At 72.3% G+C, this 22193-nt stretch carries 20 protein-coding genes and 2 pseudogenes; 12 read left to right on the forward strand and 10 right to left on the reverse strand.

The annotated features are described in order from the left end of the window. Positions 1-26 precede the first annotated feature (26 nt). Positions 27-719 (forward strand): metal-dependent transcriptional regulator, encoded by a 693-nt coding sequence (locus AV521_RS11525; protein WP_076087216.1) that lies wholly within the window; start codon positions 27-29, stop codon positions 717-719. 320 nt (positions 720-1039) lie between these two features. After that, positions 1040-1927 (forward strand): alpha/beta fold hydrolase, encoded by an 888-nt coding sequence (locus tag AV521_RS11530; RefSeq protein WP_076087218.1) that lies wholly within the window; start codon positions 1040-1042, stop codon positions 1925-1927. Positions 1928-2051: 124 nt separating this feature from the next. Here AV521_RS11530 and AV521_RS11535 read toward each other — a convergent pair whose 3' ends face one another. From AV521_RS11535 to AV521_RS11545, 3 genes are all read right to left on the reverse strand, one after another. Next, the gene (locus AV521_RS11535) at positions 2052-3638 is read right to left on the reverse strand and encodes a transporter (protein ID WP_076087220.1); all 1587 of its coding nucleotides are present in this window, start codon (positions 3636-3638) and stop codon (positions 2052-2054) included. After that, positions 3635-4411: an ABC transporter ATP-binding protein gene (locus AV521_RS11540; RefSeq protein WP_076087222.1), complete on the reverse strand. Its 777-nt coding sequence runs from the start codon at positions 4409-4411 to the stop codon at positions 3635-3637. Before AV521_RS11540 ends, AV521_RS11535 begins: the two co-directional genes overlap by 4 nt. A gap of 74 nt (positions 4412-4485) precedes the next feature. Further along, positions 4486-5151: a bifunctional DNA primase/polymerase gene (locus AV521_RS11545; RefSeq protein ID WP_076087224.1), complete on the reverse strand. Its 666-nt coding sequence runs from the start codon at positions 5149-5151 to the stop codon at positions 4486-4488. 266 nt (positions 5152-5417) lie between these two features. Between AV521_RS11545 and AV521_RS11550 the strand changes: the two genes are divergently transcribed. Together AV521_RS11550 and AV521_RS11555 are read left to right on the forward strand one after the other, a co-directional pair. After that, entirely contained in the window at positions 5418-6803 is a 1386-nt protein-coding gene (locus AV521_RS11550; protein WP_076087226.1) for a transcriptional regulator, read from the forward strand. 210 nt (positions 6804-7013) lie between these two features. Next, a complete protein-coding gene (locus tag AV521_RS11555) occupies positions 7014-8705 on the forward strand; it encodes a hypothetical protein (RefSeq protein WP_076087227.1) in 1692 nt (563 codons plus the stop codon). Positions 8706-8720: 15 nt separating this feature from the next. On the opposite strand, the gene AV521_RS11560 is transcribed toward AV521_RS11555, so the two are convergent. Continuing rightward, the gene (locus tag AV521_RS11560; protein WP_079249207.1) at positions 8721-10046 is read right to left on the reverse strand and encodes an ABC transporter substrate-binding protein; all 1326 of its coding nucleotides are present in this window, start codon (positions 10044-10046) and stop codon (positions 8721-8723) included. 117 nt (positions 10047-10163) lie between these two features. Here AV521_RS11560 and AV521_RS11565 point away from each other — a divergent pair, with 117 nt between their 5' ends. Both AV521_RS11565 and purU read left to right on the forward strand, forming a co-directional pair. Then, positions 10164-10664, forward strand: a complete 501-nt coding sequence (locus AV521_RS11565) for a hypothetical protein (protein ID WP_076087228.1) — start codon at positions 10164-10166, stop codon at positions 10662-10664. Positions 10665-10752: 88 nt separating this feature from the next. Beyond that, complete coding sequence (gene purU, locus AV521_RS11570; protein WP_076087229.1) at positions 10753-11634, forward strand: formyltetrahydrofolate deformylase; 882 nt, start codon at positions 10753-10755, stop codon at positions 11632-11634. Between the two features lie 20 nt (positions 11635-11654). Here purU and AV521_RS11575 read toward each other — a convergent pair whose 3' ends face one another. Together AV521_RS11575 and AV521_RS11580 are read right to left on the reverse strand one after the other, a co-directional pair. Next, a complete protein-coding gene (locus AV521_RS11575) occupies positions 11655-12167 on the reverse strand; it encodes an EF-hand domain-containing protein (RefSeq protein WP_076087231.1) in 513 nt (170 codons plus the stop codon). Between the two features lie 191 nt (positions 12168-12358). Continuing rightward, positions 12359-12739 (reverse strand): STAS domain-containing protein, encoded by a 381-nt coding sequence (locus tag AV521_RS11580; protein WP_076087233.1) that lies wholly within the window; start codon positions 12737-12739, stop codon positions 12359-12361. 336 nt (positions 12740-13075) lie between these two features. Here AV521_RS11580 and AV521_RS11585 point away from each other — a divergent pair, with 336 nt between their 5' ends. Both AV521_RS11585 and AV521_RS11590 read left to right on the forward strand, forming a co-directional pair. After that, on the forward strand, positions 13076-13645 hold the full coding sequence (locus AV521_RS11585) for a sigma-70 family RNA polymerase sigma factor (protein WP_076087235.1): 570 nt from the start codon (positions 13076-13078) through the stop codon (positions 13643-13645). Then, positions 13642-15096: a zf-HC2 domain-containing protein gene (locus AV521_RS11590; RefSeq protein WP_179023013.1), complete on the forward strand. Its 1455-nt coding sequence runs from the start codon at positions 13642-13644 to the stop codon at positions 15094-15096. The genes AV521_RS11585 and AV521_RS11590 overlap by 4 nt, the downstream gene beginning before the upstream one ends. A 42-nt stretch (positions 15097-15138) precedes the next feature. Here AV521_RS11590 and AV521_RS11595 read toward each other — a convergent pair whose 3' ends face one another. Next, positions 15139-15771, reverse strand: a complete 633-nt coding sequence (locus AV521_RS11595) for an acetoacetate decarboxylase family protein (RefSeq protein WP_076087237.1) — start codon at positions 15769-15771, stop codon at positions 15139-15141. Next, a complete protein-coding gene (locus AV521_RS11600; protein WP_079249208.1) occupies positions 15768-16706 on the reverse strand; it encodes an SDR family NAD(P)-dependent oxidoreductase in 939 nt (312 codons plus the stop codon). Before AV521_RS11600 ends, AV521_RS11595 begins: the two co-directional genes overlap by 4 nt. 137 nt (positions 16707-16843) lie before the next feature. Here AV521_RS11600 and AV521_RS11605 point away from each other — a divergent pair, with 137 nt between their 5' ends. The 3 genes from AV521_RS11605 to uppS are packed head-to-tail and all read left to right on the forward strand — an operon-like array spanning position 16844 to position 19840. After that, positions 16844-17431: a DUF6230 family protein gene (locus AV521_RS11605; protein ID WP_076087239.1), complete on the forward strand. Its 588-nt coding sequence runs from the start codon at positions 16844-16846 to the stop codon at positions 17429-17431. After that, positions 17428-17889, forward strand: a complete 462-nt coding sequence (locus tag AV521_RS11610) for a DUF6114 domain-containing protein (protein WP_076087241.1) — start codon at positions 17428-17430, stop codon at positions 17887-17889. The genes AV521_RS11605 and AV521_RS11610 overlap by 4 nt, the downstream gene beginning before the upstream one ends. A 1-nt stretch (position 17890) precedes the next feature. Further along, positions 17891-19840, forward strand: a complete 1950-nt coding sequence (gene uppS / locus AV521_RS11615) for a polyprenyl diphosphate synthase (RefSeq protein ID WP_076087243.1) — start codon at positions 17891-17893, stop codon at positions 19838-19840. Between the two features lie 89 nt (positions 19841-19929). On the opposite strand, the pseudogene AV521_RS11620 reads toward uppS, so the two are convergent. Next, positions 19930-20253 (reverse strand): annotated as a pseudogene (locus tag AV521_RS11620) (alkene reductase); the annotation flags it as partial. Between AV521_RS11620 and AV521_RS11625 the strand changes: the two are divergent. After that, positions 20238-20624: pseudogene (locus tag AV521_RS11625) on the forward strand (MarR family winged helix-turn-helix transcriptional regulator); the annotation flags it as partial. The pseudogenes AV521_RS11620 and AV521_RS11625 sit on opposite strands and share 16 nt — an antisense overlap. Here AV521_RS11625 and AV521_RS11630 read toward each other — a convergent pair. Then, positions 20607-22115, reverse strand: coding sequence for a class I adenylate-forming enzyme family protein (locus AV521_RS11630; RefSeq protein ID WP_076087245.1), 1509 nt, complete (start codon positions 22113-22115; stop codon positions 20607-20609). The pseudogene AV521_RS11625 and the gene AV521_RS11630 overlap by 18 nt on opposite strands. Positions 22116-22193 lie beyond the last annotated feature (78 nt).

Genomic DNA, 22193 nt, shown 5'->3' on the forward strand with positions numbered 1-22193 from the left:
CCGGCAGAGGTAATCGAGGGGCACGTATGTCCGGACTGATCGACACCACGGAGATGTATCTCCGCACCATCCTCGAACTCGAAGAGGAAGGCGTCGTGCCCATGCGCGCCCGCATCGCGGAGCGGCTGGACCAGAGCGGGCCGACGGTGAGCCAGACGGTGGCGCGCATGGAGCGCGACGGCCTGGTGTCCGTGGCCAGCGACCGCCATCTGGAGCTGACCGACGAGGGCCGCAGGCTCGCCACGCGGGTGATGCGCAAGCACCGGCTGGCCGAGTGTCTCCTGGTCGACGTGATCGGCCTGGAGTGGGAGCAGGTGCACGCGGAGGCCTGCCGGTGGGAGCACGTGATGAGCGAGGCCGTGGAGCGCCGCGTCCTGGAGCTGCTGCGGCACCCCACCGAGTCGCCGTACGGCAACCCCATCCCCGGCCTGGAGGAACTGGGCGAGAAGGACGGCGCCAATCCGTTCCTGGACGAGGGCATGGTCTCGCTGGCCGACCTCGACCCGGGCTCGGACGGCAAGACGGTCGTCGTCCGCCGGATCGGCGAGCCGATCCAGACGGACGCGCAGCTGATGTACACACTGCGGCGCGCGGGTGTGCAGCCCGGCTCCGTGGTGAGCGTGACGGAGTCGCCCGGCGGTGTCCTGGTGGGCAGCGGCGGTGAGGCGGCCGAGCTGGAGGCGGACGTCGCCTCGCACGTCTTCGTCGCCAAGCGCTGACAGCGAGAAGCCCCGGCGCCTTGCGGCGCCGGGGCCTGTCCTCCCCTGTGCTGACCCGGAGCCCCGAGCTCTCAGGGTCATCCCCTCGGACCGTTTTTCCCCGAGCGGTCCGCCTCCCGCCAGTACAGATCCCCTGCGCGGCGGCGATCATGCCTTGAGGGGTGTCACTCGAATGAGGGGTGTTGTCCGCAGAGGCAGCGTTTTCGAATAGACATTCGATAGTCTGCGGCGGCAAGACGAGCACGACAGCGACAGCAGCGAGTACGAGCGAGTACGGCAGTACACCGGTACGAGGCAGGCGGAGCTGGGGGTGCAGGCCCATGGCGCGGCGGATCGACGTGACGGGAGCGGACGGGGTGCGCCTGGCCGCCTGGGAGTTCGCCGACCCTCCCAAGACGGGTCTCGACCCGGCGGAGGGCCGGACGGGCCCGGCGGCCGGCCCACCGGGCGTGCTGTTACTGCACGGCCTGATGGGCCGCGCCTCCCACTGGGCCTCGACGGCCCGCTGGCTCGCCGCACGCCACCGCGCCGTAGCCCTCGACCAGCGCGGGCACGGCCAGAGCGAGAAGTCCGCCCGGGCCGCCTACACCCGTGAGGCCTACGTCGAGGACGCCGAGGCCGCCCTCGAACAGCTCGGCCTCGCACCTGCCATCCTCGTCGGCCACGCCATGGGCGCGCTGACCGCCTGGCAGCTCGCCGCGAAGCGTTCCGACCTCGTCCGGGGTCTGATCATCTGCGACATGCGGGCCTCCGCGCTGGGGGCCGCCTCGCAGCGGGAGTGGGCGGAGTGGTTCAAGGCCTGGCCCGCCCCCTTCGCCACGCTGGCCGACGTACGCAAGTGGTTCGGCGAGGACGACCCCTGGGTGGAGCGGCCGAGCCCGGCCCGCGGCGCGTTCTACGCCGAGGTCATGCACGAGTCCGCCGACGGCTGGCGTCCCGTCTTCGAGCCGGAGCAGATGCTCCGGACCCGGGAGAGCTGGGTGTACGACGCGCACTGGGAGGAGCTGGCGCAGGTGCGCTGCCCGACGCTGGTGGTGCGCGGGGTGGACGGTGAGCTGGGGCGGGCGGAGGCGCAGGAGATGGTGCGGGTGCTTCCGGCGGGGGAGTACGCGGAGGTCGCTGATGCCGGGCACCTCGCACACTATGAGCTGCCGCTGGCTTGGCGGGCTTCTGTCCTGCCGTTTCTTGATGGGTTGCTCGGGGATTGAGCGCCTTTTCGTCTGCCGGGTTCCCTGTGCGTCGGCGGGTGCGGGGTGTGTGTGGTTGATCGCGCCCACGCGGCGGAGCCGCATACCGATACAGCCCCGCGCCCCTCAGGGGGTTGCAGACCACCTACCCCTTACTCACCGCCGTCAGGATCTCCGGCAGTCGTGCTGCCGTTCTCGGAGCTGCCAGGCGCAGGCCCAGGAAGGTCACGCACGCGCCGTACACGGCGCCCACGGGGAGCAGGAGCCAGGTCCAGCCCTTCCCGTTCCCGCTCACGTGGAGCCAGATGGTGAGGGTGAGGACCGGGGCACAGAGCAGGGCCGCGGAGATCATGCCGCCGAAGATGGCGATCCAGGCGAGGCCCGCCTGGCCGGGGGCGACGTTCTTGTGTCCCTCCTGGGGGATGGAGTACGGGAAGCGGGCCGACGTCCAGGCGCCGGTCGCGAGCATCGCGCCGAGCAGGGCGAAGGACAGCCCCAGCACCTCCGGCAACTGCGACCACGCGCCCAGCACGCCCGCCGTCACCGCCGTCACGAGCGCCGCGTAGGGCAGGGTGACCAGCAGCAGGGCCAGGGCCCGGCCGCGCAGTTCGGCGTAGGCGTCCCGGGGCGCGGAGATGGTGGTGGCCACCATCCAGAACGCGGAGGTGTCCTGCCCGAACTGGTTGTACATCTGGACGCCGAGCATCCCGGCGGCGAAGCATGCGAAGTAGATCGACCCGGTGCCCTGCGCCGCGTTGAACACCGGCACGATCAGCCCGATCGCCAGCGAGGTCACCCAGGCGGCCTTGGTCTTCGGATCCCGCCATATGTAGCGCAGGCTGCGCTCCATGACCGTACCCGTACGACCGCCCGGCAGCAGCCGTCCCAGCCCGCCCGGGGCGCGATCCCGTACCCCGGCGTCGGCGGCCTGCAGCGTGGACCCGTCGGGCGCGGTCATCAGCCGGGTCAGGCTGCGCGCCCATACGGCGACCAGTGTCCCCAACCCGGCCACGGTGAGGGCGAGTTGAGCGACGGCCGTGCCGTACGACCCCTCGGTCGCCGACCGCACCGCCGCCACCGCCGAAGCGGGCGGCACCCACCCCAGGGCGTCCGCGACCGGCTGCAACTGCCCAAGCCCCGCCGAACCCAGCTGCCGGGCAGCGAAGTTGACCAGCTGCGCCCCGATCGCGATCACCAGCCCGCTCAGCACCGCCAGATCGCGGCCCTTCCTGCTGGTCAGCAGCCGTACGTTGGCGGCGGCCACGGCCCGTGCGAGCGCCACACAGACCAGTAGCGCGAGGGCGACGGCGAGCACCGCGACGGCGTACCCCGCGGCCCCGTGCGCCACGGCCAGTGCGCACCCCACCAGTACCAGCAGCGTGTACAGCGGGCCGATGCCGACCAGGGAGGCCGCGAGCAGTGCCCGGACCAGCGGCCGGGGCCGCAGCGGAACCAGCACCAGCCGGGTCGGGTCCAGCGTCTCGTCGCCGGTCGGGAAGAACAGCGGCAGCACCGCCCAGCCCAGCGCCAGCACGGCCGTACCCGGCACGACGACGGCGTCGGCATGCGCGTGCCCGCGCAGCGCGATCAGCCCCAGCAGCTGCAGCAGCGCGAACAGGACCGCGATGACGGCCGAGACGACGAACGCGGCCCGCCGGCCCCCGGACTGCCGCAGCCCGTTCCGCAGCAGTGACAGTTTCAGCCGTACGACGGTGGAGGTGAGGTTCGTCATCGGGCCGCCCCGCCGCCCAGCCAGTCCAGATCGGACCCGGCGTCCCGCCCGCTCGCCCCGACCAGCTCCAGGAACGCCCCCTGGAGAGTCGGATGAGTGCCGCGCACCTCGGTCAGCGTCCCGGTCGCCCGGATCCGGCCCGCCGCCAGCACCGCGACCCAGTCGCACAGAGACTCGACCAGCTCCATGACGTGCGAGGAGAAGACGACCGTGGCACCGGAGGCGGTGTACCGCTCCAGGACGCCCCGGATGGTCTGCGCGGACACCGGGTCGACGCCCTCGAACGGCTCGTCCAGGAAGAGCACCTCGGGGTTGTGCAGCAGCGCGGCCGCGAGCCCGATCTTCTTGCGCATACCCGTCGAGTAGTCGACGACGAGCTTGTGCTGCGCCCCGGCCAGGTCGAGCACGTCCAGCAGCTGAGTGGCCCGCTTGTCGACCTCGGCCCCCGGCAGCCCGCGCAGCCGCCCCGAGTAACCGAGCAACTCCCGCCCCGACAGCCGCTCGAACAGCCGAAGTCCCTCGGGCAGCACCCCGATGCGCGCCTTGACGGCCACCGGATCCCGCCACACGTCGTGCCCGACGACCTCCACGGTGCCCTCGTCGGGCCGCAGCAGCCCGGTGACCATGGAGAGGGTGGTGGTCTTCCCGGCCCCGTTCGGCCCGACCAGTCCTATGAACTTCCCGGCGGGCAGCTCAAGATCGATCCCCCCGACAGCGACTTGCTGCCCGAACCGCTTCCAGAGCCCACGCACGCGTACTGCAGCTTCGGTCATGCATGCACAGTAGGTCCTCAGTGGCGCGGGACTGCGCCCGATGTGCGGCTGACGCCGCGTGGGCGCAGGTCAGGTCACCGGTCCCGGCCGCACGCATAAGCGAGCGCGGAGATCAATTCCTCCGCATCCGGCAACCACCGATTCGCCGGCGTCGGCCGGCAGGCCCACTGCACAGCCCCACGAGACCCGAACCGGGTCGGAGGAGCGGCCACATACGCCCCCTCACCCAGAGCCACGAGATCGAGAGACGCGAGCGACCACCCGAGCTTCCGCACCAGGTCCGGCACCTTCGCGGAACCTCCCGGCAGCACGAAGAACTGCATACGTCGGTCGGGAGCCAACGTCACAGGCCCGAGCGTCAGCTCCATCCGCTCCATACGGGCGAGCGCCAGGAACCCGGCACTCTCCGGGACGGACAGCGCGTCGAAGGTCCGCCCCGTCGGCAGCAGGATCGACGCCGTCGGCTGCTTCTGCCACATCCGGCGCGCGACGGTCGCGCTGCCCGTCGCCTGCGTCGCCCAGTCGGGGCGCGCGGGGTGCGCACCCGGCGCAGGGCAGGAGGCATCGCCGCACGAGCAGCGCTGCATGCCGGCGACCGCTTCCAGCCAGGTGCCCGGGAACACGTCCCAGTGCCGCTCCTCGGCGTAGCGTACGGCGGTCTCCAGCAGCGATTCCCCGCGCTGCTGCGGAATCTGACCGGCAATCTGAGTGTTTCGGGCGCCCGCGATCGTCTCTTCCACGCTCCACTCAACTCCCGCGCCCACCTGGAGTTACGGCTATAGCGTGCGCGGGGGAGGAGCATCGGTTCGGCAGCCGGGGCGCATGGGTGCACGTCCGGGGGCGCGCAGGGGGAAGCACGGCGTGAGGTGGGTAGCCAGGGATGGGGTGGGCATCCGTTGTTACCCCGGCAAACGGCACATGTCGCGCATTGGCGGTATCTCAGCTGGGCAGTGATCTTCCTGAACTGATCGTCTGCTCCAGGGGATCGCAACGCAGGGGGTAGCACATGGCCGCAAGGCCTCTCGTGGCGAGGCAGCCGAACGAACGGCTGCAGGCACTCATCCAGGAAGCGGGGTGCTCGAACGCCGGGCTGGCCCGGCGGGTCAACATGTGCGGCGCCGAGCACGGACTCGACCTGCGCTACGACAAGACGTCCGTGGCCCGCTGGCTGCGCGGACAGCAGCCGCGGGGCCGGGCCCCGGCGATCATCGCGGAGGCGCTCGGGCGCAAGCTCGGCCGTACGGTCACGATCGACGAGATCGGCATGGCCAACGGCAAGAACCTCGCCTCGGGGGTCGGTCTCCAGTTCTCGCCGACGGTACTGGGGGCCATCGAGCAGGTCTGCGAGCTGTGGCGCAGCGACGTGGGCCGCCGGGACTTCCTGTCCGGCTCCTCCGTCGCCGCCTCCGCGCTGGTCGAGCCCAGCCGCGACTGGCTGATCTCGGCGCCGGACGCCCAGGTGGCCCGGCAGGCGGGCCCGCGCGTGGGGCAGGCCGACGTGGCGGCCGTACGGTCCATGACGCAGGCGCTGACCGAGCTCGACCACCAATACGGCAGCGGGCATGTCCGCCCGGTGGTCGTGCACTACCTCAACAGTGTCGTCTCCGGGCTGCTCGCGGGCTCGTACCGGGAGACGGTCGGGCGGGAACTCTTCGCCGCGGTCGCCCGGTTGACCGAGCTGGCGGGCTACATGGCCGTGGACACCGGGCAACCGGGGCTGGCCCAGCGGTACTACATCCAGTCGCTGCGGCTCGCCCAGGCCGCAGGGGACCGCGGATACGGCGGGTACGTCCTCGCCGCGTCCATGAGTCACCTCGCCGCACAGCTCGGAAACCCGCGCGAGATCGCCCAGTTGGCGCGGGCGGCGCAGGAGGGGGCGCGTGGACAGGTGACCCCGCGCGTGGACGCGATGTTCCACGCGGCGGAAGCGCGCGGGCACGCCCTGCTCGGCGACGTACGCGCCGCGCAGGCGTCCACCGGGCGGGCGGTGACGGCGATGGAGGGGGCGGACGACTCCTCCGGGGACGACCCGGTGTGGATCCGGCACTTCGACGAGGCCTATCTGGCCGACGAGTTGGCGCACTGCCACCGCGATCTCGGGCAGCCCGAGCAGGCGGCAAGGTACGCCGAGCAGTCGCTGGCCGGGCATCCCGAGACCCGGGCCCGCCGGCGCGCCATCGGCTATGTGCTGCTCGCCACGGCCCAGGTGCAGCAGCGGGAGGTCGAACAGGCCTGCAGCACCGGCCTGAAGGCGGTGGAGCTGCTGGAGACGCTCCGCTCCAACCGCGGCGCCGAATATCTGGAGGACCTTCAGCAGCGCCTGGAACCGTTCCGGGAGGAGGCGGTGGTACGGGAGTTCGGGGCGCGCCTCGAACTCCAGCAGGCAGCCTGAACACCGGCCCCGCGGTTGCGTGAACGTGCGGCGAACGGCATCTGGAGGCGCGAGGGGCGCGCGAGGATGCCATAGAACAGCGCGCCGCGGGACGGTTTTGTTAGCCCTGTCACAGGCGAGAAAATCGCGCCCTGAGCTGCCTCGCACCCGGCTCGGGGGACCCGGTAGCGTGAGCGCGATTCACAAGGTCCCCCATTAGTAGGAGTCCCGGTGACGCAGAGTGGACAGGGCGAGGAGCCCTCGGCGCAGCCCGCGCGCGAAGGCATCGTGCTGCCCTCCGACGGAGGCGAGCCCTTGCTGCCGGGCATGAGCGGCGCGCCCGCCCCCGCCGCCCCGGCCGGCGGGCAGGCCTGGGGCGGTTCGTGGGGGCCCGATCAGCAGCCGCCCGAGGCGGGCCAGGGCTGGCCCCCGGCGGCGGCCCAGCAGTGGCACACCCCGGACGCCCCGAGCCGTCCGCCGTCCGCCGCGAACCCGGGCCCGCTGCCTCCTGAGGGCGCCCCGGCGGCCCCGTCGTACGGCCCGGCCCCGTCGTACGACCAGCCCGGCGGCCAGAGCGCGGTCCAGGGCGGCGGCTACGGCGCCGGGCAGCAGCCCGGGTACGGCGCGGGACCCGACCCGTACCAGCAGCACCACCAGTCACACCAGCATCCCGGCTCCGCCGCGCCGCTTCCGCCCGCGCTGCCGGAGGCGTATCCGGCCGCCGGTGCCCCGCTGCCCCCGGCGGCCGACGGCGTCGCCCCGTACGTCCCGGCGGTCCCAGCGGTCCCGGCCGCCCCCGCCGACGAGGGTGCGACGCAGTACATACCGCCCATACCGGCGGCCTCCGCCGACGGCGCCACCCAGTACATCCCGCCCGTGCCGGCCGCCCCCGCCGCGGCCGAGGGTGCGACGCAGTACATCCCGCCGGTGGCGTCCGGCGCGCTGCCGCCCGAGTCGGCCGGCGAGGAGACGCGGTACCTCGGCCAGGCGCCCCAGCAGCAGGCGCCGGCGCCCGCGTCGTCCGACGCGGAGGCCACCCAGTACATCCCGCCGTACGCCGCGCAGGCCCAGGCGCAGGGAGGAGACCGGCAGCCGCCGGCCGAGTTCGACAACCTCTTCCGCGGCGGCCCGGCGGGCGGTGACGGCCCGGCCGGGGCCACCCAGCAGATGCCGCGCGTCCCGCAGCCGGACGCCTACCCCGGCGCCGCGCAGCCGACGTACGGCCGCCAGCAGCAGCCCGCGTACGGCGCGCCGCAGCCGAAGTACGAGCCCACTTACGACGACGACCCGCCCCGCGGCAAGTCGCGGGTGCCGCTGATCGCCGCCGTCGGGGTCGGCATCGTCGTCGTCGGGGTGGGCGCCGGCGTGCTGCTCAGCGACGGTGGCGGCAACGACCAGGGCAACGACAACAAGACCGTCGCGGCCACGTCCCCGGTGCCGGGCTCGTCCTCGCAGGGCGCCGATGCGGCCCGGGCGCAGGCCGTCGAGCTGGACAAGCTGCTCTCCGACAGCGGCGGCAGCCGCGCCTCGGTGATCAAGGCCGTGGCCGACGTCAAGCAGTGCGCCAACCTCGACGGGGCCGCCTCCGACCTGCGCGCGGCGGCCAAGCAGCGGGGCGAGCTGGTCACCCGGCTCGGCCAGCTGAGCGTCGACAAGCTGCCGAACAACGGCGACCTCACCGATGCGCTGACCAAGGCCTGGCAGGCGTCCGCCGCGGCCGACAACCACTACGCGGCCTGGGCCGACCAGGCCAAGGGGCACGACAAGGTCTGCCGCAAGGGCCACGCCCGCAGCACGAACGAGGCCCAGGCCGGCAATCAGGAGAGCGGCATCGCCAGCGCGCAGAAGGTGAAGGCCGCGGCGCTGTGGAACGCGATCGCCCGGAAGTACGGCCTGACCGAGCGCCAGCCCGTGCAGCTGTGACCGGCGGCGCCGGCGTCACTGCACGTCGGCGCCGTCCAGTGTGTCGGTCATGTCGCTGATGCCCCTCCGGCCGCCGATGCCCGTGCGGGCCGCGACCAGCTGGCCGTCCTGCACCACCTGGAGGGTGACGTCGGCGTTGACCATCCGCGGGAAGCCGACCGAGGCGAGCTTGCCCTCGTAGGGCCACTGCAGGGTCGGGGTGAGACCGCCGGTGGAGACCCGCAGACCGCCGTCGAGGGCGTGCCGCACGCTGTCGGCGGTCACGTCGCCGTCGCCGATCTTCTCCAGGACGGCCTTGAGCACGGTGTAGGCGATCCAGGTCGTCTGCACTCCGGCGTCCGCGGGGTCGATGCGGTTGTCGCCGAAGGCCTCCTCGTTGATCACCTTCTTCATCGTGTCCCAGCGGGCGTCGGACGCCGGCGGATACCAGCCGGTGATGTACGCGCCCTCGTACGGCCCGCCCGCGCCGCCCGTGGCGTTGATCACCGTCTGGTCGACACTGCCGAGCACGGTCCCGAGCCGTACGGCGGGGTAGGTCTCGCGGGCCCGGCGGAAGGAGTCCATGAAGGTGTCGGTGCGGTCCCCGAGCGCGGGCACCACACAGCCCTTCTTGAGCGCGCTCTTGGTGGCGTCCGCCAGCGCGTGATCGGACGGGTCGCTGTACTCGGTGGCGTCCTCGGCGGCGAGGTGGTCGTCCGCGGTCGCGTGCCCGGCCGCCTTCAGTCCGGAGTCGAGCAGCACCGGCAGCTCGTCGCCGGCGATGCTGTCCGGGCGGACCAGGGAGACGGTGCCGCAGGCGGCGCCGAGGGCCTTGCCGAGACCGGCGAGCAGGGCGGGCTGGCCGCCGTTGACCGGGTACGACATCTGGCCGGTGAACTCGGCGTTGGTGACGCCGTAGCCGCCTATGTAGGGGATGCCGGCGCCCTCCAGCGGGGCGAGGTAGGAGTCGCCGAACTGGCTGTAGGAGCCGACGACCGCGACCACGTTCTCGTCGGCCGCGCGCCGGGCGCACTTGGCTGCGTCCACGGCGTCGTTGCGGTCGTTGCAGGTCAGGACCTGGAGCTTGTGGCCGTTGATGCCGCCGTGCGCGTTGATCCACTTGGCATAGGCGAGGGCCATCGCCGGCATGCCGGGCTTGTTGGTGGAGTTGGTGTCCTCCGGGGCCCACGTCATGACCTTGACCGCGTCATCCCCGGAGCCCCCCGTGGCACCGGGGATGACGCCGCATCCGGCGGTGAGCGACGCACAGAGAGCCACGGCGCCCGCGGCCAGGGCGGTGGCTCTGCCGGGGCGGGAGGTGGGATGGAGGAAGGTACTAATGGTGCGTCGCCTGCCGGTCATGCTCCCGCACGATTCCCTCACACCGCGAACCGAGGAGTGACCTAGGATCAACTAAAGGTGACACCCGGGTGAATTACGGGGGTCGGTGAGGCCGGTGTGACGGGGAACGTACGATCGATGACTGTGCAAGGTTCGGAGAACTCTTCCCGTCGCGGCCGTCGCTCCTCCACCATGGGCGGCATGCCTCTAAGCGACATGCCGTGGTGGCGCTGGCGCAGCAATGTGCGCTCGGCGCTGCACATGCTCTCCGACCAGGACTTCCAGCGGAACGTCTGGCTGGCCGGCGTGGACGGGTACGGCGACGTCACCGACGCCGTCTACCGGCTGGTGGAGGACACCTGGCTGGACAACTGGTCCGCCGAGAAGTACGTCGGCACGATCTTCCGCGACTCGCAGGAGGCGGCGCTCGTGGACACCGCCGTGCTGCGGGTGCTGCGGATCATGCACCAGGTCGGCCCCGACGCACCGGTCGCCGCGTACCTTGAGCACCAGGGGTGGCCGGATGCGGTGCGGGCGGCGCGGGACGCGCACATGCGCCTCGCGGCGAGTGACGGCGACGATCCCGACACACCGCCGCGCAGTCTGGAAGTACTGCAGATCATGACGCGGACCGCGTAGGCGGGGCCCTTCCGGGGGCCGTGGCGGCCCGTCCCGCCCTGCGGGACGATCGCCCACGGCGGGCGGTCGCCATGAGAACCTGTAGTGCATGAACGAGCAGTCCGCGGCCGCCGCCGCACCGGCCGACCAGTACGTCCTCACCCTCTCCTGCCCGGACAAGAAGGGGATCGTGCATGCCGTGTCGAGCTACCTCTTCATGACCGGCTGCAACATCGAGGACAGTCAGCAGTTCGGCGACCACGACACGGGTCTGTTCTTCATGCGCGTCCACTTCTCGGCCGAGGCGCCGGTGACGCTGGACAAGCTCCGGGCGAGCTTCGCGGCGATCGGCGACTCCTTCCACATGGACTGGCAGCTCAACCGGGCCGACGCGAAGATGCGGATCGTGCTGATGGTCAGCAAGTTCGGGCACTGCCTGAACGACCTGCTGTTCCGGGCCCGGATCGGCGCGCTGCCGGTGGAGATCGTGGGCGTGGTCTCGAACCACACCGAATTCGAGGAGCTGGTGGGCTCCTACAACATCCCCTTCCATCACATCCCGGTGACGAAGGACACGAAGGCGGACGCCGAGGCCCAGTTGCTGGAGCTCGTCCGCGAGGAGGGCGTCGAACTGGTCGTCCTGGCCCGCTACATGCAGGTCCTCTCGGACGATCTGTGCAAGCAGCTCAGCGGCCGGATCATCAACATCCACCACTCCTTCCTGCCGAGCTTCAAGGGCGCGAAGCCGTATCACCAGGCGCACGCGCGCGGTGTGAAGCTGATCGGTGCCACGGCCCACTATGTGACGGCCGACCTCGACGAGGGGCCGATCATCGAGCAGGAGGTCGAGCGGGTGGGGCACGGCGTGACTCCCGACCAGCTGGTGGCCATCGGGCGCGACGTGGAGTGCCAGGCGCTGGCGCGGGCCGTCAAGTGGCATGCGGAGCGGCGGATTCTGCTCAACGGCCGCCGTACGGTCGTTTTCGCCTGAGAGCAGCTGCGCGGTCGCGGCTACTCGGCGATGGTGAAGTAGCGGGCGATGGCCGGGACCAGGTCCGCTTCCGTGATCGTGCCGTCGGTGTCCGCGTCCAGGGACTCGGCCGCGCTGCGAGCGATGTCCGCCTGGACGTGAAGGGCGCGGAGGACGCGGGCCGTGTCGGCGACGCCGATCCGGCCGTCCCCGTCCTCGTCCGCCACCGCCAGTGCCGCGTGCAGGAACGGGCGGGCGATCTCGGCGAAGCGGCCCGGGTTGTCGCGCAGCCGCTTGACCGCGCCGCTGACGAACTCCTCGCGGGTGATCCGCTGGTCGCCGTCCCGGTCCGCGATCCCGGCCATGCCCTGCCAGAACGCCTCCGCGCCGGCGTACAGCGCCTGCCCCTTGTCGGAACGGGCGGTCACGGCGAACTCGGCGAGGAGTGCCTTGGCCGCCGCGCTGAAGTCCTCGCGGTCGATCCAGCCGTTGCCGTCCTGGTCGAAGGTGGCGAACCGGGCGGCGATCCTGCGCTCGTACTCGGTGCTGACCATGTGTGTTCGGACCGCCTTACGTATGCGTCGTACGGGTGTGGCCTACGTGTGCGTGACTCACCTGGCAGGGAGCGTATGACGCGGGTGGCCGTCCGACGGCGGAAATCCGGCGGTTGTGCCAAGACCGGGGGAATTCTGCGACAACAATGTGGCCTTGTCGCGAAGGCGCGGGCTCCGGTCGGGCGCCGCGGTCAGGCGGAGAGCGGGCCCGCCTCGTCGGCCGTCGCGGCCTCGACGTCGGGGCGGACGTCGAAGAGCCGGCGTACGCCGAGCGCGCCGAGGACCCGGTTGACGTGCGAGCCGTCGTCGGCGCCCCGGTCGGGCAGGATGAGCCGGAGCCGGCCCTGACAGGAGCGGATCAGCCGGCGGGCGGCGACGAGGACGCCGACTCCGCTGGAGTCGCAGAAGAACACGTCCGAGAGGTCCACGACGAGGCTGTGGTGCCCCTCGGCGACGACGTCGTGCACACGTTGACGCAATATCGGCGAGGTCATCAGGTCCAGTTCCCCGGACACCCGGAGCACGGCCCACTCGCCCTGTTCGACGCCGGTCACGTTGAATGCCACGGCCATGCCCCTCCGCTCGCCGGAACTCACGGAACCGCCAGGAAACGGAAGCGGTTCCTACGTTTGCTTTCGCGCGGCTGCCCAGCGGCGGTTCCCTGAAACGTCGGGCAGCAAACTGGACGTGATCGACAAGGGGCTTGTTTCGGTCACTACCGATCCTGTTCGATCAGACCTGCACACTCCTTATGTGCAGGTTATGTAAAGGGGGCACTATCACCTGCGGCGCATCGGGGAGCGCACATTGACACAAAGGGGCGTGCACTGTCAGAGGTGCCGACTACATTCGAGAAGACGGTGCAGACAGGCTGGACGGACCGGACACGGGTGAGGGGAGGGGACCGCATGGCCAAGAAGGACGTACCGCCCCGCTGGGACCGCAAGATGCAGCAGCGGCTCGCCCGTGGCGAGGCAGCCGCCCTGGGCGAGCTGTACGACCGGTTCGCCTCGCTCGTGCACGGCCTCGCCCATCGCGTCCTCGGTGAGGAGAAGGCCGCCGACACCCTCACCCGCGAGGTCTTCGCCCACGTCTGGGAACACCCCGAGAGCTACGACCCGAAGCAGGGCCCGCTGCGCACCTGGGTGGCCGGGGTCACCCACCGGCTCGCCGTGGAGCGGCTGCGCGCCAGCGAGACCGCCGCGCTGCCGGCGGGCGGCGGCTCCCTGGCTGACCTGGAGCGCAAGGTGCGCCACGCCTCGGTCGCCGCCCGCGCCGACTACATCGTCCACTCCATGCCCGCCCCGCTGCGTGCCGCCCTCGACCTCGCCTACTTCCAGCGCCGGGACTACCGCCAGACCGCCGTCGACCTCGGTGTGACCGAGGACGAGGCCCGCCGCCGGCTCCGCCTCGGCCTGCAACTGCTCTCCACCGCCCACGACGCCGCGGCACCGCCGGAACCCGGAGGTGCGGTGTGAGCGGAGCGGGACGGTTCGAGGCATCCGACGAACACGAGGGGCAGGGAGAAGGGCACGGAGAAGGGCACGGAGAAGGGCACAGGGACGGACCCGGAGACGAGGGGCGCGAGGGGCCGCCGCACGAGGACAGCGAGCGGCACGCGGGTCCCGGCGGCCGCAGTGGATACGGCCGCTTCGGCGACGGTGGCGGCGACGGCTCGGGGCGGACGCCGGCCGGGACCGGCGGGCCCGAGCCGGACCGGCCGGCGCGCATACCGACGCCCCGCGCCTCCGTCGAGGACACCGGGCTTCCGCTGCCCGACCTCGCCGACCTCCCGCCCGTGCCGCTCGACCTACCGCACGACGTCCTGAAGTCGCTGCTCGGCGCCTGGGCGCTGGCCGCCTGTTCGTCGGCCGAGACGGCGGCCGTCGAGGAGCACCTGGGCACCTGCGGAAGCTGCGCCGACGAGGCCCGCCGGCTGCGCGAGGCGGTCGGCCTGCTGCACCAGCCGGAGAGCCTCGACCTGGACCCGGGACTGCGCAACCGCGTCCTGGAGAACTGTCTGGAGCGTCGGCCGCCACGCATCCCGGTCCCGGAGTGGGCGGCGGCGTACGACGCCGAGACCGCGCGACTGGACGCCCTGCTCCAGGACTTCGGGGACGCCGAGTGGCATGCGCCGGTGCGGCTGCGGTGGTTCGAGGCCGACGAGGCGAGAAGCCGGCGTACGACCGTGGCCGGCGTGATCGCGCATCTGCTGTCCGTGGACGGGCTGATCGCGGTCGCACTCGGCCTGGAGGACCCGCTGGCCGAGGTCACCGGGGCGGCGAAACAGCAGGCGGCGGGCCCGGCCGGGCGCACCGAGGCCTTCTGGAGCACCTCCCACTTCCCGCCGACCCGCTCGGTGCGCGGGCCCTGGCGGGAACAGAGCCACAGCCTGGTGCGCACGGTGTCCTTCACGGGCGGCCACGCGGGCGGACTCGCGGTGTCGTACGGCGACTTCGAACTGCCGCTGCACGACGCGATGCTGGACCGGGCCTTCGCCTGCTGGGCGCACGCCGAGGACATCGCGGAGGCGGTCGACTATCCGTACCGGCCACCCGCGCCGCGGCATCTGAACAAGATGATCGACCTCACGGCCCGTATGCTTCCCGCCGCGCTCGCCAGACGCCGGCAGTCCGGGCTGGCGTCACCGGCGCGCGGCCGCCACCTCAGCCTGGCCGGCGAGCCCGGCCGCAGCCTGCGCCTGGAGATCGAGGGCGCGGCGGGCGGCGAGTGGCTGATCCCGCTGGACTCACCGGCGGCGGTCGCCTCCGCGGACCTTGAGGTGGCCCATGTGGCCCTCGACGACACGGAGTTCTGCCGGCTGGCCGCGGGCCACATCCCTCCGGAGGAGGCCGCGGCGGGACAGGTCGGCGACCGTGAGGCGATCCGGGATGTCCTGTTCGCCACGGCCGGGTTGAGCCGGATGTAGGGGCGGGCTCGGACGCGGCGCACGGCCGACTGCGTGTCGTCGTCACGGGCGGCCGACGGTGCCGCGGAAGCCGCGCATGGTCAGGGACACAAGGGGCCGGTGGCCGTCGAGAAAGGACACCGGCGTCGACGGCCCGGTCGTCAGCCTGGTGCGACCGATACCGGGCCGCCCGCTGATCCGCAGGGGCACCCGGCAGGCGGCCCCGCCGGGCAGTTGCTGGACCAGATGAGCGCGAGCCGGGATGCGGACCGGCAGCTGGAGTGCGGTGCGGTGGACGGCGCGGACGGGTGGGGCGTCCGTGAGCAGCAGCTCGGCGTGTGTCCGACCGGTGCCGGCGCGCAGGTTGATGGTGCCGAGCTGTTTGGGGATGCCCCACAGGGCGCGTCCACCGTGGAGGGCCTGTTCGTCGTCGACCCAGGCGGCGACGGTGCTGGCCGCTGTCCGGCGCCCATGCCGTACGGCCTGGGCGATCAGGAACTCACGGTAGGAGAGGACGCTTTCGCCCCGGTAGTCGACCCAGAAGGTGACCAGGGTGCTGCGTCGCCGGGTGATCCACGGGCGGCTGCCGGGCGGGAGCGGCCAGGGCGGCAGTTCGGCGGCGGGGATGCGCCACACAGAGATGATCATGTCGCCGGTCAGATACCAGGGCGCAGGAGGGAAGACGGGGGCGGTCACCGTGCGCCCGCCCGGCGGTGCAGTTCGGCGTCGTAGCGGCTACGGGCGGTGCTGTCGGCGCGCAGGGCGATCTCGTCCACTTTCAGGAGGCGGTCGGCAAGGTCCTGGGCCCACTGCGGGGCGAGCGTCATCCAGGACAGCAGACGCCCGGCCCGCGGGACGAAGACGCGTGGCCGGGGATGACGGATGACCTGTGCGACCGCGTCGGCCACGTGCTCGGGGCGCAGCGCGGGCAGCAGGCGGGGCCGCAGACCGGCGGCCGCCGGGGTGTCGGCCATGTAGGGCAGCACGGTGGTGATGTGGATGTCCCGGCCGCGCAGTTCGCGGCGCAGGCCGTCCGACAAGGCCAGCACACCGGCTTTGGTGGCGCTGTAGGCGGCAAGGCCCGCCAAGGGCTTTACGGCGACGAGGCTCGCGATGTTGACGATGTGGCCGCGGTGCCGGGGGCGCATCCGGGCGAGGGCGGCTCGGCAGCCGTGCATGACACCGGTGAGGTTGACACCGCAGGCGTAGGCCAGTTCGTCGTCGGTCAGTTCGCCGAAGGGGCCCAGTGGTACGACTCCGGCGTTGTTCACCCAGACGTCGAGCCGCCCGAAACGGCTGACCGCGGCCGTGGCCAGGGCATCCGCCGAATCCGGGCGTGTGACGTCGGCTTCCAGGGCGAGGTGGTGCGGGGCGAGGTGGTGCGGGGCGAGCGCGGCCGCGGTCTCCCGCACGGCGGAGCCGTCGATGTCGCCGAGTACGAGGCGGTAACCGCCTTGGGCGAGACGGTCGGCGATGGCCCGTCCCAGACCGCGCCCCGCCCCGGTGACGACGGCGACCGGCGCCGCCGGGACAGGAGCAGCGACTGCTCGTGTGTCCCGCGGCCGGGGCAGGCCCGCCGGGCCGACAGCGGGAAGAGGACGTGGGTCGGCGGGCGATCCGGGTACGCGCACGGTTGATCAACGAGGCCGGGGTGTGAACGTCACCTCAGCTGAAAGTGGGCTCGCCGGGTGGGGTTATCCGGTGGGCGGGTTGTCCGATACTTCTGCCGCAGACGGTCGTTGGGCCGCGTGTGATCGATGACGAGCCCGTGACGACGCGTGAGGGGCGGACCAGCAAGACGCGGTTCGCGCTGGCTTTGCTGTCCTTGCTGGCGGGCGGCTCCGTGCTGCTGGCCGGCAGCGCCGTGGGGGCGGTCGCCGTGGCGTTCGCGGGGGAGGTACCGATCACGGTGCATGCCGCGCGGGTGTCCGGATCCGGTGTGTCCGTCGCGCCGGGGACCTCGGGCCGCGGCGGGCTGATCCCGGCGCTGGCCACCCGGCTGGACAGGGCCGGTGTGCAGGACGCGTGCACCACCGCCACCGCCGACCTGCCGGGAGCCGGTGCGGTGACCGTCGTGGTGCGCGTCGCGCGGGCCTCGGCCACCGGGCTGACCGTGGAGGCGGGGAAGGCGACGGCCGAGTCGGTGACGGTCTCGGGGGCGAGCCTGACCGTCCCGCAGGCCTCGCTGAGCCGGCCCACCGGGTTGTTCCGCGTCGGCGCGGACAAGGTCAGCGGACGGGAGGTGACCACACAGCCCCACGCGTTCACGGCCGGCACGGTCACCTACCAGGGCGTGAGCATCGACGTGCACGGCGGCTCCGGCGGCTGCGCGACCGAGACCGAGGGGCGCCGGTGAGCGCGCTGCCCGGTGTGGGAGAACAGGTGCCGGTGCGCGTACCGCCCGCGGTCGGCGCAGCACCAGTGAACGCGCCGTCCCTGGCGGGAAGCTGGCGCGCGTGGCGGCGCAGCCGCCCGTTCGCGGCGGGGGTGTTGCTGACCCTCGGCGGGCTGGAGCTGATCGGCGTCTCCTGGGTCGGCCTGGGGTTCCTGCGGCTGACGGGAACCGCGGGGGCCGCCTCCTGGGGGCTGGGAAGCCTGCTGGTGGTGGCGGGGGCGACCACCTGGCGCAATCCGCCGCTGCGCCACTTCTGCGGTGTCCTGGCCGCGGTGGCCTCCCTGGTCAGCCTGGTCGCCGCCAACCTCGGCGGCCTGCTGCTGGGATTCCTGCTCGCTGCGACGGGCAGTGCCCTGGCGCTGGCCTGGATCCCGCGGCCCGCTCCCCTTGCCGGATTCTCAGACCGCACGGAGGTGTGAAGTGCGGCCCCGATTCCTGTCGTTCGCCACCGCTCTGCCGTACGCCACCGCCAGCATGTCCCGGGCCGGCTTCTACCGTCGTAGCGGCCTGCACGATCCGGGGCTGCGCCGGGGCTTCGAGACGTGCCGGCGGGCCACCCGCGCCACCGGAGAGATCGAGTACGCGGTTTCCCTGCTGCTGCCGCCACCGCTGCGGATCGCGGCCTGGGCGTTGTACGGCGCGGTCCGGGCGGTCGACGACCTCGCCGACGACCCGGGGGTGAGCGAGGCGGAGCGGGCCGGGCGCCTGGAGGAATGGGCCGACGCGTTCGACGCCGAGCTGCGCGACGGAGCCAGCGCCGACCCCGTGCGGCAGGCACTCCTCCACACCCTGCACACCTGGAGCATCCCCCACGGCTTCCTGTACACGCTGTTCGAAGAACTCCGCCGCGATGTGCACGGCCGCCGGTTCACCAGCTGGCAGGAATGGCGGCACTACAACAGCCTGATCAACACGCCGCTCGTACTGCGCACCGCCTCACTGCTCCTCAAGGCCACAGGCGTGTCCACCGAGCCGGAAACCCTCGCCGCGGGCCTGCCGGAGACGGCCCTCGCCTGGCAGACCATGGTCGAGGCGATCTACCTCACCGACGCCCTGGTCGATCTCGCCGACGACCTCGCCCGCGGACACGTCCCGCTCCCCCAGGAGGCCCTGGACGAGGCAGAGGTGCGGCAGGCCGACCTGCTGGCCCGCCGCGGCACCCCGGAGTTCGAGGCCATGGTGCGCCGCCTGGCCGGCCGGGCGCGTGCCGGGTTCGACGCGGCGGCCGTTCCGGGCGTCGTACATCCGGTGATCGGCATTGCCCTGGACGCCTGTGCGGGCCTGTACCGGCTCCGGCTGGAGGCCGTCGACGGCGACCCGGCCGCGCTGCTGCACCGCCGGCCGGCGCTGCCGCGGAGCGCGCGCCTCCGGCTGCTCGCACCCGCACGGGCCCGGGCCGCCCTGGCCTGCACGCTGTTCCCCTTTCCCCTCCAGCCCGGTGCGCCCGCCGCTTCGAGCAGTCCCACGCGGACCGATGCGGTGAGCCTCGCCGACGACGTACGCACGCATGTCAGCAAGGCGATCGCGCGCCCCACGCCCCATCCGTCCGGTGCGCGGCCGCCCCGACTGCCCGACCGGGCCATGCCGCGCCATGTGGCCGTCATCATGGATGGCAACGGCCGCTGGGCCACTGCCCGGGGCCTGCCCCGCACCGAAGGCCACCGGGCCGGCGCCGACGCCCTGATCGACATGGTCCACGGCGCCCTGGAGATCGGCCTCAAGTACCTGACCGTGTACGCGTTCTCCACCGAGAACTGGAAACGCCCCGCCGACGAACTGCACTCCTTGATGTACGAGATCCCCCGGCTCCTGCGCACCCTGCTGGACCAGTGCCGGCCGCTGAACGTACGGGTGCGGTGGGCCGGTTCGCCCTCGGGGCTGCCGCCCGACGTCGTCGACACCCTGACGGCGGCGGAAGAGAGCACCCGTGACTGCACGGGCCTCACCGTGACCGCGTGTGTGAACTACGGCGGCCGTGCGGAGATCACCGCCGCCGCCATGCGCCTGGCCCAGGAAGCGGCCGCGGGCAGGATCAGCCCCGGTTCGGTCTCCGAGCACACCTTCGCCCGCTACCTGCACGTCCCGGAGCTGCCCGACGTGGACCTGCTGCTGCGCACCGGAGGAGACCAGCGCACCTCCAACTTCCTTCCCTGGCAGGCCACTTACGCCGAACTCGTCTTCCTGGACACCCCCTGGCCGGAGGCGGACCGCCGGGATCTGTGGCGCGCCGTGCGGCAGTTCGCGTCCCGCAACCGCCGCTACGGCGCCGTACCACGCGAGCCGCTCACGCGACCCACGGAAACGCCCCACGAGTCCGTGGACGTCCAGTGGCCCGGATCACGGATGAGCTCTGCGGTCCGGGCCGAGTGACGACCGGTGTCAGGCGCTGTGCCGGTCGAGGAAGGTGGTGATGACCTTCTGCCGTTCCTGGTGTACGGCCGTCTCGGCGGCCTCGCCGCTCAGGCGGTGAGGGTGGGGTAGTCGGTGTAGCCGCGGTGATCGCCGCCGTAGAAGGTGGACGGGTCCGGGGTGTTGAACGGACCGCCGGCGGCGAGGCGGCGCGGCAGGTCGGGGTTGGCCAGGAACAGGGCCCCGTAGGCGATCATGTCCGTGCTGCCGTCCTCGATCAGCTTCAGCGCGTCGGGGCCGGTGGCGTCGGGGTGCGTGAACGGGTTGAGGACGAACGTGCCGGGCCACGCCTTGCGCAGCGAAGCGGTCAGGCCGCGGTCCGGCCCTTCCAGCAGGTGCAGATAGGCAAGCTCCAGGCCGGCGAGCCGGCCCAGCGCTGCATCCGGGCCAGGAGCTGGTCATGATGCATCTGTGGGAGCTGGGTCCCCAGCGGCAGGCTGCCCTGGTGCGCCTGTTGGACTCCGACGCGGCCACCATGACCCGCACCGTCCGGCGCCTGGAACAGGCCGGCTTCGTCCGCCGCCGCCCCGACCCCACCGACAAGCGCGCCTCGCTCATCGAGCCCACAGCGGCGAGCCACGCCCTGCGCCGCGAGGTCGAGCGGGTCTGGAGCCAACTTGAGGACCTCTCGACGGCGGGCCTCTCGGACGACGAGCGCACCGCGGCCCTGCTCACTCTGGAACGCCTGGAGCAGAACCTCGTACGGGCCGCCGCCACTCCGGGCGGCCTAAGCGAACGGTCGTGAAAACCGCTCCCTCAGCTCGTACTTGAGCACCTTGCGCAGCGTGTCGTTGCGCGGCAGCGCCTCCACCACCTCCAGCCGCTCCGGCAGCTTGTGGACGGACAGGCCCGCCGAGCGTAGGTAGGAGACGATCTCCGGCAGCGTCAACTCGCCCGCACCAGGCGGCTGTTCCAGCACCGCGCAGACCAGTTCCCCTCGGTCGGCGTCCGGCAGGCCGATGACCGCCGCGTCCGCTATCGCGGGATGCGCGGCGAGCAGGTCCTCGATCTCCTTGGCCGAGATGTTCTCGCCCTTGCGGATGATCACGTCCTTCAGCCGGCCGGTGAGGAGCAGATGCCCGGACTCCGTCACCCGGCCCAGGTCACCGGTGCGCAGGAAGCCGTCCGCGTCGAAGGCGGCGGCCGTCTGGGCGGGGTCCAGATAGCCCTGGCAGACGGCCTCCCCGCGCAGGCGTATCTCGCCGTCGACGATCCGGATCTCCATGCCGGCGGGCGGGCGGCCCTCGGTCGTCGCCAGGTTCTCCGGGGTGTCCTGCGGATCACCCATGGTGATCATCGGGACCTCGGTCATGCCGTAGCCGTGGGTGAGCTGGACGCCCATCTCGCGGACCACGGAGTGGTAGACCTCCGGTGGCTTGGGCGCGCCGCCCCCGGCGAGCAGGCGGAGGGACGGGATCACCTTCTCGCCCCGCCGTTTGCGCTGCTCGGCCAGGAACAGGGAGTAGAAGGCCGTGGAGCCGCCGGCGACCGTCACCCGGTGCCGCCGGTACTCCGGCAGCGCGTCCGGCAGCGCGAAGTGCTCGAACATCACCGCCGGGAAGCCGTACAGCAGGAGCATCACCAGGTAGTCGGGGCCGCCTATGTGGGCGTACGGGAAGGCGATCGAGCCGACGTCGTCGGCCGTCAGTCTCAGCGCATGCGCCAGGCAGGAGCCGCCGGCGATCAGGGAGCGGTCGGTGTGCAGTACGCCCTTGGGGTCAGAGGTGGTGCCCGAGGTCCAGTAGATCCAGCGGACCGAGGTGCCCTCGGCGGGCGGGGCGGGGAGCGTCGACGGATCGCCGTCCGGCAGGGTGTCGTACGCCTCGAAGATCCCCTTGGCGCCCAGGCGGCGGGCCATCTCCGTGTGGTCGTGGCCGCGCCACACGCCCGGTACCGCGAAGAACTCCGCCTTCGACTCCCGGAGTGCGAAGCCGGCCTCCCGGTCCCGGTAGAAGGGGATCACCGGGGACTGTACGGCGCCCAGCCGGGCCAGCGCGAAGGACAGCAGGGCCGTCTCGATGCGGGTGGGCAGCTGCCAGGCGACCACCGTGCCGGGGCGCACGCCCATGCCGTACAGGCCGGCCGCCACCCGCTCGGCGTGCGCGCGCAGTTCGCCGAAGGTGAGCCGACGGTCGCCCTGGAGGAGGACCGGGCGGTCGGGGGTCAGGGCGGCGCGACGGACGACCAGATCCCACAACGTGCGGGCGGAACTCAGGGAATGCGGGGTCTCGTTCACGTATGCCCCCTGCTGGCTTGGCTGACGAACCGTCAGGTGCCATGCTATCTGACGGGTCATCAGATAAGTACTGTCCGG

This window comes from Streptomyces sp. IMTB 2501, assembly GCF_001953885.1.
GTDB lineage: Bacteria > Actinomycetota > Actinomycetes > Streptomycetales > Streptomycetaceae > Streptomyces.

What these genes read in the sequence shown, in the direction of transcription:
- AV521_RS11525 (WP_076087216.1), top strand. Translation starts at nt 27, where the DNA reads ATGTCCGGACTGATCGACACCACGGAGATGTATCTCCGCACCATCCTC.
- AV521_RS11530 (WP_076087218.1), top strand. Translation starts at nt 1,040, where the DNA reads ATGGCGCGGCGGATCGACGTGACGGGAGCGGACGGGGTGCGCCTGGCC.
- AV521_RS11535 (WP_076087220.1), bottom strand. Translation starts at nt 3,638, where the DNA reads ATGACGAACCTCACCTCCACCGTCGTACGGCTGAAACTGTCACTGCTG.
- AV521_RS11540 (WP_076087222.1), bottom strand. Translation starts at nt 4,411, where the DNA reads ATGACCGAAGCTGCAGTACGCGTGCGTGGGCTCTGGAAGCGGTTCGGG.
- AV521_RS11550 (WP_076087226.1), top strand. Translation starts at nt 5,418, where the DNA reads ATGGCCGCAAGGCCTCTCGTGGCGAGGCAGCCGAACGAACGGCTGCAG.
- AV521_RS11560 (WP_079249207.1), bottom strand. Translation starts at nt 10,046, where the DNA reads ATGACCGGCAGGCGACGCACCATTAGTACCTTCCTCCATCCCACCTCC.
- AV521_RS11565 (WP_076087228.1), top strand. Translation starts at nt 10,164, where the DNA reads ATGACTGTGCAAGGTTCGGAGAACTCTTCCCGTCGCGGCCGTCGCTCC.
- purU (WP_076087229.1), top strand. Translation starts at nt 10,753, where the DNA reads ATGAACGAGCAGTCCGCGGCCGCCGCCGCACCGGCCGACCAGTACGTC.
- AV521_RS11575 (WP_076087231.1), bottom strand. Translation starts at nt 12,167, where the DNA reads ATGGTCAGCACCGAGTACGAGCGCAGGATCGCCGCCCGGTTCGCCACC.
- AV521_RS11580 (WP_076087233.1), bottom strand. Translation starts at nt 12,739, where the DNA reads ATGGCCGTGGCATTCAACGTGACCGGCGTCGAACAGGGCGAGTGGGCC.
- AV521_RS11585 (WP_076087235.1), top strand. Translation starts at nt 13,076, where the DNA reads ATGGCCAAGAAGGACGTACCGCCCCGCTGGGACCGCAAGATGCAGCAG.